We start from the raw sequence: 9670 nt of genomic DNA on the forward strand, positions 1-9670 counted from the left end.
TGAGATAGAGCGAGAGCGTCTGGTCCATCGAGAAGTCTTCCTGAAGCTCCACGTTCACTTGCAACCGCGAGCCCCCGGCCGTTCGCGGGACGATCTCGACGATGCCGCGCGCTACGAGCGAGCGGAAGAGCTGCCATCCCCGGGCGAAGTGCGTTCTTTTTGCCCCGTCCGCCTCGTGGCTTTCGCGAATGAGGCGCTGCATCGCGCGGCACCCGTCGCTCGGTCGCGCCAGGACGTTGAGAAGCATTCCATGCGACACCGTGAAACGTGAGGTCAGACGTTCCGGAGGCGCGCCCACGAGCCGTTCGAACGTCTGCCGGTCCCAGTGAACGAAGTTGTGCTCGGGAGGCTTGCGCCTGACGACTTTCTTGCCCCCTTTCGCTTTCTCCTCGAGCTTGAGGTTCTCGATGACGTGCTCCGGCGCCTGCGCCACGACGAATCCCCTCTCGTCGAAACCCTTCCTTCCGGCCCGGCCAGCAATCTGGTGGAAGTCCCGGGCGGAGAGCACGGCCGTCTTCTCGCCGTCGAATTTACAAAGCCGCGTGAAGAGCACGGTGCGGATGGGCACGTTGATGCCCACCCCGAGCGTATCCGTTCCGCAGATGACCTTGAGAAGCCCGCGCTGGGCGAGCTTTTCGACGAGCACTCGGTATTTGGGCAGGAGCCCCGCGTGGTGCAATCCGATTCCGTGCTTGAGCCATTTGCGAACCCGGGGGCCATAGGGACTCGTGAAGCGAAAGCCTTCGATCGCGGCCGCCAGGACGTTTTTCTCTTCGCGCGTCGTGACCTTGAGGCTGGTGAAGCTCTGCGCGCTGCTTGCGGCGTCTCTCTGAGTGAAGTGCACGACGTAGACTGGCACCTTGTCTTCGGAGACGAGCTTTTCCACGGCCTGGGCGAGAGGAATCTCCGAATAAGCGAACTCGAGGGGAACGGGCCGCTCGAAGGACTTCACCGTGGCGGTGGGCCGACCGTTTCGCCGGGTGAGCTCTTCCTCGAAGAACGTCACGTCGCCGAGGGTCGCCGACATGAGGAGAAATCGCGTCCGCGGGAGAGTGAGAAGCGGCACTTGCCAGGCGGCACCCCGGTCCCGGTCCGCGTACCAATGGAACTCATCCATGACGACGTCGTCGATCGCGGCCCCCCCTCCGTGACGGAGCGCGATGTTGGCAAGGATTTCTGCAGTGCAGCACAAGACGGGTGCCTCGCGGTTGACGGTGGCGTCCCCGGTGGCGAGGCCCACGTTCTCGGGGCCGAGCTCGCGGCACAGAGCCATCCATTTCTCGTTGACGAGCGCTTTGATGGGACAGGTGTACACGGATCGTTGCCCGCGCGCGAGCGAGACGAAGTGCATGGCCGAGGCGACGAGAGACTTCCCCGACCCCGTCGGTGTGTTCAGGATGACGTTCTTGCCTTCGAAGAGCTCCAGGATCGCTTCCTCTTGAGCGGGGTAGAGCGCGAGGCCCAGCTCTTCCACGTAGTCGAGAAATCGCCCGAGGAGCTCGTCGATTCCCACCTCGCCTCGCGGCAGCAAATCGTAGAGAGGACTGGCCATGGATGTATTGTGGCTCAGCTGGAGGAGCCGGTCCCAGTGCGCTACGACGTTTTCATCGAGTCGATCAGTCCAGGAATGGTTGCCAGGGGAACGACGCCGATTCGCTCATCCAGGGGATACTCCCGCGACCCCGGGTAGACGACCCACAGTCTCTCGAGCCCGAGGTCCTCGAGAGCGATCCGCTTCGATCGGGTTCTCCTCGGGGCATCCTGATATTTGAACTCGAAACCGTAACGCTTGCCGCCGAGCATCACGAGCAAATCGAGCTCGGCACCGCTGTGGGTCGCCCAAAAATACGCGTCACGAGTCCCGAGTAAATCGATGACCTGCTCGATGCCGAAGCCCTCCCACGATGAACCGAGCTTGGGATGGGCCTCCAAGTCTTTGAGCGTTCCAATCTGAAGAAGAGCATGCAAGATGCCAGAATCGCGCAAAAAGACCTTGGGAGATTTCACTTGTCTTTTGCCGATGTTCACGAACCACGGAGGGAGAACGCGAACCATGAAGGCGCCGGCGAGAATATCGAGGTAGCTTCTCGCGGTGTTCTCCGATGCGCCGAGTGATCTCGCGAGCTCTGCCGCATTCCAGATCTGACCGTGGTAGTGGGCCACCATCGTCCAGAAGCGCCGGAGGGTCTCGGCGGGTATCGTGATCCCCAACTGGGGAATGTCCCGCTCGAGAAAGGTGCGGACGAAGTTGTTGCGCCAATCCAGGCTCGTGGCATCATCGGTCGCCAGAAACGAGCGAGGAAACCCGCCGCGCGTCCAAAGTCGATGCTGACTCTCACCGCCCGTTTCTCCGAGGTCGAAGCCCGACAAATCGACGAAACCGATGCGTCCTGCCAGCGACTCCGAGACGCCCCGCACGAGTCCAGGTGACGCGGACCCCAGGAGCAGGAACGTCGCGGAGCTCGCCGGTCTATCGACGAGCACCCGAATCAACTGGAACAGTTCTGGAAGCCTTTGGACCTCATCGATGATGACGAGTCCGGTGAGTCTTTCCAGTGCTGTCATAGGAGCCGACAACCGACGACGATCGACCGGATTCTCGAGATCCAAGAACTCGCAGGGGGCACGGTCTGCGATCATCCTCGCAAGCGTCGTTTTCCCGCATTGGCGTGGACCAAGCAGGGCCACTGCCGGGTAAAGCTTCAGTGCCCGCTCGACTCGAGCCAGAGCATCCGGACGAGGCAACACTCCCCATATTATCATTGAAAACCATCATATCAATTGATGATTTTCAATATTCGAGTTATTCTCAGTCGGCGAATAACCTAGGCGTTCTTGCGCACAGAAACGCTAGTGCGTTCTCACCTTCTTCCCGCGATCGGAAGTAGAATCAGGCTCGTCTCTTCGAGGTCCCGTGACGGAGCCGGCGTTTCAGAATCCCGAGTTTCTCTGGCGCAATCCCGAGCCGAAGTCCGCCTATGACGTCGTGATCGTGGGAGGCGGCCTCCACGGACTCTCGACCGCGTACTACTTGGCGAAGAACCACGACGTCAAGAGTATCGCCGTTCTGGAGCGGGGGTGGCTCGGGAACGGAAACGCCGTCCGGAACACGACCATCATCCGGTCGAATTACCTCAGGGACGAGAGCATGCCGCTCTACGAGCTTTCCCTGAAGCTCTGGGAGTCGCTCTCGGCGGAGCTCGAGTACGACGTGCTCTTCGATCAGCGGGGGCTCCTCCAGCTCGCGCATACGAAGACGGAGGTCAACGACGCGAGGCGCACGGTCTATGCGAACCGGCTCTCCGGGATCGACGCCGAGTGGCTCGAGCCCGCGGAGGTACAGGAGTTCTGCCCCATCGTGAACGTCTCGAGATCCATCCGCTACCCGGTGCTCGGAGCGCTCCTGCAGCGGCGGGGAGGCATCGCCCGGCACGACCTCGTGATGTTCGCGCTCGCCCGGGCGGCGAGCGCGAAAGGAGTCGACCTCCTCCAGGGCTGTGAGGTCACGGGCTTCGACATCCGGAAGAACCGCGTCGTCGGTGTCGAAACGTCGCGCGGGAAGATCGCGGCCGGGAGAGTCGGCCTCGCGGGCGCGGGACGCACCCCCCTTCTCGCCAGGATGGCGGGAATCGATCTTCCCATCCAGAGCACGCCGCTCCAGGCCCTCGTTTCCGACGGGCTCGAGCCGGTGCTGAACGCGGTCGTCATGTCCGGACTGCTCCACGTCTATGTGAGCCAGGCCCGAAACGGGGGTCTCGTCATGGGGGCGGCGCGCGACAACTATGTCTCCTACGCGCAGCGCGGCTCGTTCCAGATCCTCGAATGGCAGATCCAGGCCGCGCTCGAGCTCTATCCCGTCCTCGGGCGCGCTCATCTCCTCCGCACCTGGGCGGGGATCGTCGACGTGAGCCCCGATGCGTCTCCCATCATCGGCCGGACTCCGGTGGAGAGCCTGTTCGTCAACTGTGGCTGGGGCACGGGAGGCTTCAAGGCGACGCCGGTCTCGGGCTTCATCTACGCCCATACGCTCGCCCACGGGGAGCCGCACGAGTTGAACCGCGCGTTCTCGCTCTCGCGCTTCGAGACCGGGGCGCTCATCGACGAGCACGGCGCCGCGGCGGTCGCCCACTGACATGCTCCTCATCACCTGTCCCTACTGCGGGCCTCGGGAAGAGACGGAGTTCCGCTACGGAGGAGAGGGAGTCGCTATGCCGGAAGAGGCCGACGATCGCACCTGGTCGCGTTTCCTCTACTATCGGAGCTCGCCCGCCGGGCCGTTTACCGAGCGCTGGGTTCACGCGCACGGGTGCCGGCGGTGGTTCACCGTACGGCGGGACACGCTGACGCACGAGATCCTGGATACGACCGAGCTCGAGGAGCCGCCCCGAGGCTCGCCATGAGGCGGCTGCCTTTCGGCGGACGCATCCGCCGCGACCGGCCCCTTCGCTTTACCTGGAACGGCCAGGTGCTCGACGGTTACGAAGGCGACACGCTGGCCTCCGCACTTCTCGGGGCTGGGGTGGACGTCGTGGGCAGGAGCTTGTCGTTCGGAAGGCCCCGAGGGATCTCGAGCGCCGGGCTCGAAGAAGCGAGCGGATTCGCCCAGATCCTCTCAGGAGGGGCGAGCGAGCCGCTCGTGCGCATGAACGCGGTTGCACTCTACGAAGGCCTCGCCGCCGAGAGCCGGAATGGAAGAGGCGTCGTCTCGAGCGCGGAGGACGAGGGACGTTTCGACAAGCGCTACGCCCATTGTGACGTTCTCGTGGTGGGGGCGGGCCCCGCCGGTATCGCCGCCGCCCTCGTCACCTCGGCTGCCGGTGCTCGAACGATTCTGGTCGAAGCGGATGACGAGATCGGGGGCGCTCTTCTCCGCGACGGCGAGCTTTCCGAATGGAGAAAGCGATCTGTCGCGACTCTGGCCTCCACCCCCGAGACGTGCGTTCTCACTTCCGCCACCGCCTCGGTCATGCTGGATCAGAACGGGGTCCTCGTCGCCCAGCGAGTCGGATGCCGGCTTTCTCCCGGCGAGCGGGCCGGACTTCCCGAGCAGAGGCTCTGGCACGTGCGGGCGAAGGCGATCATTCTCGCGACCGGCGCTCTCGAGCGGCCCATCGTGTTCCAGGACAACGACCGGCCGGGAATCCTGCTTGCATCGGCCGCGCGAGCGTATCTGAATCGATTCGCGCTTGCCCCGGCCCGTGGGCTCGTCTTCACCACGAACGACGACGGCTACCGGACCGCGCTCGACTGGATTGCCGCCGGGGTAGACGTGGCAGCGGTCGTGGACCCTCGGCCGGCGGGCAAGGGGCAGCTTCCGGAGAAGGCCGCCGCGGCCGGCGTCCGCGTGCTGCGCGAGGCGGTCGTGGGGACGACGTTCGGCGATTCTTCGGGTCGCCTTCGAGCGGTGCGCGTCGGCTCCGAGGAGATCGAGACCGACCTCCTCGCGGTATCGGGGGGATTCGAGCCGTTCGTCGACCTACACCTCCAGAGGCGGGCACCCTTGGGGAGCTTTCCGGGTCAATGGATCGCCGGCGCGGCGAACGGGGGCACGACGTTGGCGCAGTGTCTCTCCGGAGGCGCCCGGGCAGGTCGGGAGGCGCTGGTCTCCGCGGGATTCGTCGCGAACGACGTTTCGCTTCCCGCGGCAGAGCCCGTTGCCGAGGACGCTCCTTCTCCTCTGTGGCACGTCCGCGCGCCCGACGGCGACGAGTCGCGATCGTTCGTGGACCTCTTCCGTGACGGCACCGTTCTCGGGATCGAGCGCGCCGTTTCCACCGGCATCCGCCACATCGAGCACGTCAAGCGGTATACGGTGATCGGCACCGGTGTCGATCAGGGGAGAAGCGCGCGCGCGAATGCCTCGGCCCTGACCGCACGCCTCACCGCTCGTCCCCTCGGGGAAGTGGGAACGTCGGGAAGCCGGCCTCCCATCGAGCCCCTCTCGTTCCGTCTCCTCGCCGGAAGGGCCACGGGGAAGCGCTTCGACCCGGTCCGCACGACCGCGATCCACGGAATGCACGTCGCCCTCGGGGCCGTCTTCGAGGTATCGGGCCAGTGGCTCCGTCCCAACCATTACCCGCGGAAGGGTGAGTCGATGGAAGATGCCGTTCGGCGCGAGTGTCGCGCGGCGCGGAATGCGGTCGCGGTGATCGACGTCTCGACCCTCGGGAAGATCGACGTGCGCGGCCCGGACGCGCTGTGGTTTCTCGAGAAGATCTACGCAAACGCGATCGGGTCGCTACCGGTGGGAAAGGCGCGCTACAGCGTGATCTGCCGTCCGGACGGCTCGATCTTCGACGACGGTATCGTGATGCGCACCGGAGCGGATCGCTTCTTCGTTACCGCATCCACCGGCCACGCCGCCGCCGTCGTCGACTGGATGGAGGAGTGGCTCCAGACCGAATGGCACCACCGCCGCGTATTCGTCACGTCCCTGACCGAGCAGCTCTCGACACTCGCGGTCGTCGGTCCGAGGTCGCGCGACGTGATCCGGGCGATCGCTCCCGAGCTCGACGTCTCGAAGGAGGCTTTCCCGTTTCTCTCCGTGAGGCGGGGAACGGTCGCCGGGATTTCCGATGCTCAGATCGCCCGGGTGAGTTTCTCAGGGGAGCTTGCGTTCGAGGTGAGCGTCCCGTGGGAGCTCGGAGCGGCGCTCTTCCGATCGATCCTCGACGCCGGGGAGTCGTTCGGGATCGAGCCCTACGGGCTCGAGGCGCTCCAGGTTCTCCGGAGTGAGAAGGGCTACATCATCGTGGGACAGGACACCGAGGGGACGACCACTCCCGACGACGCGGGACTCTCCTGGCTCGTCTCCAAGAAGAAGGACTTCATCGGGAAGCGCTCCTTCTCGCTTCCCGCCCTGCGTGCACCGGATCGACACCAGCTCGTAGGATTCCTTCCTGACGAACCGACGGAGGTCGTCCCCGAAGGCGCCGGCCTCGTGTCGCAGGTCTCCTCTGCCCCCGTCGCGATTCAAGGACACGTAACCACGAGCCACTTCAGCGAAGCGCTCGGCCGTTCGTTCGGCCTCGCCATGGTGAGAGGCGGACGAGCCCGACACGGAGACAAGCTCCGAGCGCCCCTCGAGGACCGCGTGGTCACCGTGACGCTCGTCGACCCGGTGCACTACGACCGGAACGGAGAACGGCGCGATGGCTGAGACCACCCTCCTCCCCCTCGAGCCGCCCTCCCAGATCGATGTGCGCGCTCGAGCGGGGGCGGTCGCGCGCGTGGCAACCTATCTTTCGGTTCCCGCGCTTCCCGACGTCAACCGATTCGTCGCCACCCGCGCCGGCGACTGTTACGGACTCGGTCCGGACGAGTGGCTCGTGGTCGGCCCTCGCTCCGCCCGGGCCGCAATCCAGGATGCGCTCGAAAGCGCGGTCGGAGCGGACGAGGGCGCCGCGATCGACGTATCCTCGAGTCGGGTACTCGTGGAGCTCCGGGGTCCTTCGGCGCGGGACGTTCTCGCGAGCTGCTGCGCCCTGGATCTGCACCCCCGGGTCTTCGAGCGCGGCCATTGTGCTCAGACCCTCGTCGCCAAAGCCCCCGTCCTCCTCGCTCAGAGGGACGAGACCCCCGCCTACTGGGTCTTCGTCCGGCCCTCGCTCGCCTCGTACGTCGTCTCGTGGCTCGCCGACGGTATCGAGGGTCTTTCCCCCGGGGCGTGATCGGCGTCAAGCGACCGGGTGCTCACCCGCGCGTCGGGTCTCACCGGGAGCGAGACGCGCTCGACACCGGGCCGCCGACCGAGGACAACTCCTCGAGGGACAGAGCCGCCGTGTCTTTCACGACGAGCGTTCCCGTCCCTTCGTTGGTGAACACCTCGAGGAGCAGACTATCAGGTACCCGGTAGGAAATCAGATGCACGCGGCGCACGCCGCCTTGGAGGGCGGAAGTGATGCAGGACGCTTTGGGCAACATACCCTCGGCTAGTTTTCCCTTCCGTTCGAGCTCGGACAGCCCGGCGAGGTCGAGGTACGAGACGAGCGAATCGTCGCGACCGGGATCCGAGAGGATGCCCGGCGCATTGCTAACAAGAATGAGTTTCTCCGCACCGAGGGCAACGGCAATGGCCGAGGCTACGGTGTCGGCGTTGATGTTCAAGAGCGTCCCGTCTCGATCGGCCGATAGCGGACTCACCACGGGCACGAGCCCGGCATCGATCTGCTTCTGGAGCATGGACACGTCGACGCCGTCGATGTCGCCGACGAAACCGTAATCGATCATCTCGCGACTCCCCCGTACCGTTACCGGCGGCCTTCGATGGGCTCGGATGAATCCAGCGTCCACACCGCTGATCCCGACCGCCGGCAGCTGCACGTCGCGGCACGCGGCGAGAATGCGGGTGTTGATGAGCCCGTTGAGGACCATCGTGCTGACCTCGAGAGACTTTTCGTCGGTCACCCGGCGGCCGTCGACGATACGCGTGGTGATTCCCAGGGCGCCTTCGAGCTCGGTCGACTGAGGCCCGCCGCCATGGACCACGATGATCCGGATGCCGAGCTGGTGGAGCACCGCCACTTGCTCGACGAGGGCTCGAGTCGTGCTCGTGTCCCCGAAGATCGCACCTCCGGCCTTCAGCACGAACGCTTTTCCCTTGTAGAGACGGATGTAGGGTGCCGCATGCTTCAAAGCGGTGACCACGATCGCTCGTTCGTCGCGAGAGCGCATAAGACCTTTCTCCTCTCGTGAGACGCTTGCTCGCTCCATCACATGCTCACCGTCAAGTCAGGCCAGCATTCGATGGAGAACGGCCATCTGGCCCCACATACGGTTTCTCGCCTGGAGCTGGACCACGCTTCGCGGTCCGTCGAGTATCTCGTCGTGAACGACGACTCCCCTTCGCACCGGAAGGCAGTGCATGAACCTGCAGTCCGGCCGAGCATTGCCGAACCACGACTCCTCGACACGCCACGCGGCGAGGCCTCTTCGAAGCTCTCCTTCATCCTCGCCGTAACGCGTCGTGGACGACCAGGATTTGGCATAGAGAACCGACGCTCCCTCGAGGGCCTCGGCGCGCTCCGTCGTTTCGCTCAACGAGCCTCCCGAGCTTGCGGCGAGGGCGCGCGCTTTCGCCATGATGCGCTCGGGAAGAGCGAAGCCAGGGGGGCGCAGAACGGTCACGTCCATGCCTCTCTGCGCGGCCATGGCGACGGTCGAAGCCGGCACCGCGAGAGGAAGCTCCTTCGGGTGATAGGCCCAGCTGAGGACGAACTTCGCTCCGGCGCGGGGAATCGAGAGCTCATCCAGGGTCTTCCAGTCCGCGAGACTCTGCGTCGGATGAAGGATGGCGGACTCCATGTTGATGTAAGGCACGGTGCAGAGCTCGACGAGGGCGCGAAAGTCACGATCTTCGACGTCGTCGTCGAGATGCCTTCGCGGGGCAAAGGCACGGATGCCAATGGCATCGGCATAGGAGCAAAGCGCCGGCACGGCTTCGCGAACGTGCTCGGCCGCATCGCCATCCATGATGACGCCACGTCGCGTCTCGAGCTTATGGATATTGTGCTGGGGCGAGATCACGAAGGAGCTTCCTCCCAGTCTCGCCATCGCCGCCTGAAACGACGCCTGGGTCCGGAGCGATGGACTCAGGAAGAGAAGCGCGAGCACTTTCCCCTCGAGCGCGCGTGGTTGGCGAGTCGCCTCGAGCCAGCGCGCCGTTTCCAGG

8 protein-coding genes are annotated in these 9670 nt (G+C 65.0%); 4 read left to right on the plus strand and 4 right to left on the minus strand.

What is annotated here, in order from left to right; genetic code table 11:
- Together VEK15_15935 and VEK15_15940 are read right to left on the minus strand one after the other, a co-directional pair.
- Positions 1–1552, minus strand: a 1552-nt coding sequence (locus tag VEK15_15935; protein ID HXV62191.1) for a DUF3516 domain-containing protein, incomplete at its 3' end; no start/stop codon positions are given.
- Positions 1553–1593: 41 nt separating this feature from the next.
- Entirely contained in the window at positions 1594–2763 is a 1170-nt protein-coding gene (locus VEK15_15940; protein ID HXV62192.1) for an ATP-binding protein, read from the minus strand.
- A 151-nt stretch (positions 2764–2914) separates the two neighbouring features.
- Between VEK15_15940 and VEK15_15945 the strand changes: the two genes are divergently transcribed.
- The 4 genes from VEK15_15945 to VEK15_15960 are packed head-to-tail and all read left to right on the plus strand — an operon-like array spanning position 2915 to position 7670.
- On the plus strand, positions 2915–4132 hold the full coding sequence (locus VEK15_15945; GenBank protein ID HXV62193.1) for a sarcosine oxidase subunit beta family protein: 1218 nt from the start codon (positions 2915–2917) through the stop codon (positions 4130–4132).
- A gap of 1 nt (position 4133) precedes the next feature.
- The gene (locus tag VEK15_15950) at positions 4134–4400 is read left to right on the plus strand and encodes a sarcosine oxidase subunit delta (GenBank protein ID HXV62194.1); all 267 of its coding nucleotides are present in this window, start codon (positions 4134–4136) and stop codon (positions 4398–4400) included.
- On the plus strand, positions 4397–7159 hold the full coding sequence (locus VEK15_15955; GenBank protein HXV62195.1) for a glycine cleavage T C-terminal barrel domain-containing protein: 2763 nt from the start codon (positions 4397–4399) through the stop codon (positions 7157–7159). The genes VEK15_15950 and VEK15_15955 overlap by 4 nt, the downstream gene beginning before the upstream one ends.
- Complete coding sequence (locus VEK15_15960; protein HXV62196.1) at positions 7152–7670, plus strand: sarcosine oxidase subunit gamma family protein; 519 nt, start codon at positions 7152–7154, stop codon at positions 7668–7670. Before VEK15_15955 ends, VEK15_15960 begins: the two co-directional genes overlap by 8 nt.
- A 40-nt stretch (positions 7671–7710) precedes the next feature.
- Here the strand turns inward: VEK15_15960 and argB are convergent, their stop codons facing one another.
- Together argB and VEK15_15970 are read right to left on the minus strand one after the other, a co-directional pair.
- A complete protein-coding gene (gene argB / locus VEK15_15965; GenBank protein ID HXV62197.1) occupies positions 7711–8673 on the minus strand; it encodes an acetylglutamate kinase in 963 nt (320 codons plus the stop codon).
- Positions 8674–8730: 57 nt separating this feature from the next.
- On the minus strand, positions 8731–9670 hold a 940-nt coding region (locus tag VEK15_15970; GenBank protein ID HXV62198.1), incomplete at its 5' end, for an N-acetylornithine carbamoyltransferase.

The sequence above is a fragment of the Vicinamibacteria bacterium genome (assembly GCA_035620555.1).
Lineage (GTDB): Bacteria > Acidobacteriota > Vicinamibacteria > Marinacidobacterales > SMYC01 > DASPGQ01.

Bases quoted from the DNA above. Each gene is read 5' to 3' on its own strand.
- VEK15_15940 (HXV62192.1), bottom strand. From the start codon at position 2,763: ATGATAATATGGGGAGTGTTGCCTCGTCCGGATGCTCTGGCTCGAGTC.
- VEK15_15950 (HXV62194.1), top strand. From the start codon at position 4,134: ATGCTCCTCATCACCTGTCCCTACTGCGGGCCTCGGGAAGAGACGGAG.
- VEK15_15955 (HXV62195.1), top strand. From the start codon at position 4,397: ATGAGGCGGCTGCCTTTCGGCGGACGCATCCGCCGCGACCGGCCCCTT.
- VEK15_15960 (HXV62196.1), top strand. From the start codon at position 7,152: ATGGCTGAGACCACCCTCCTCCCCCTCGAGCCGCCCTCCCAGATCGAT.
- argB (HXV62197.1), bottom strand. From the start codon at position 8,673: ATGCGCTCTCGCGACGAACGAGCGATCGTGGTCACCGCTTTGAAGCAT.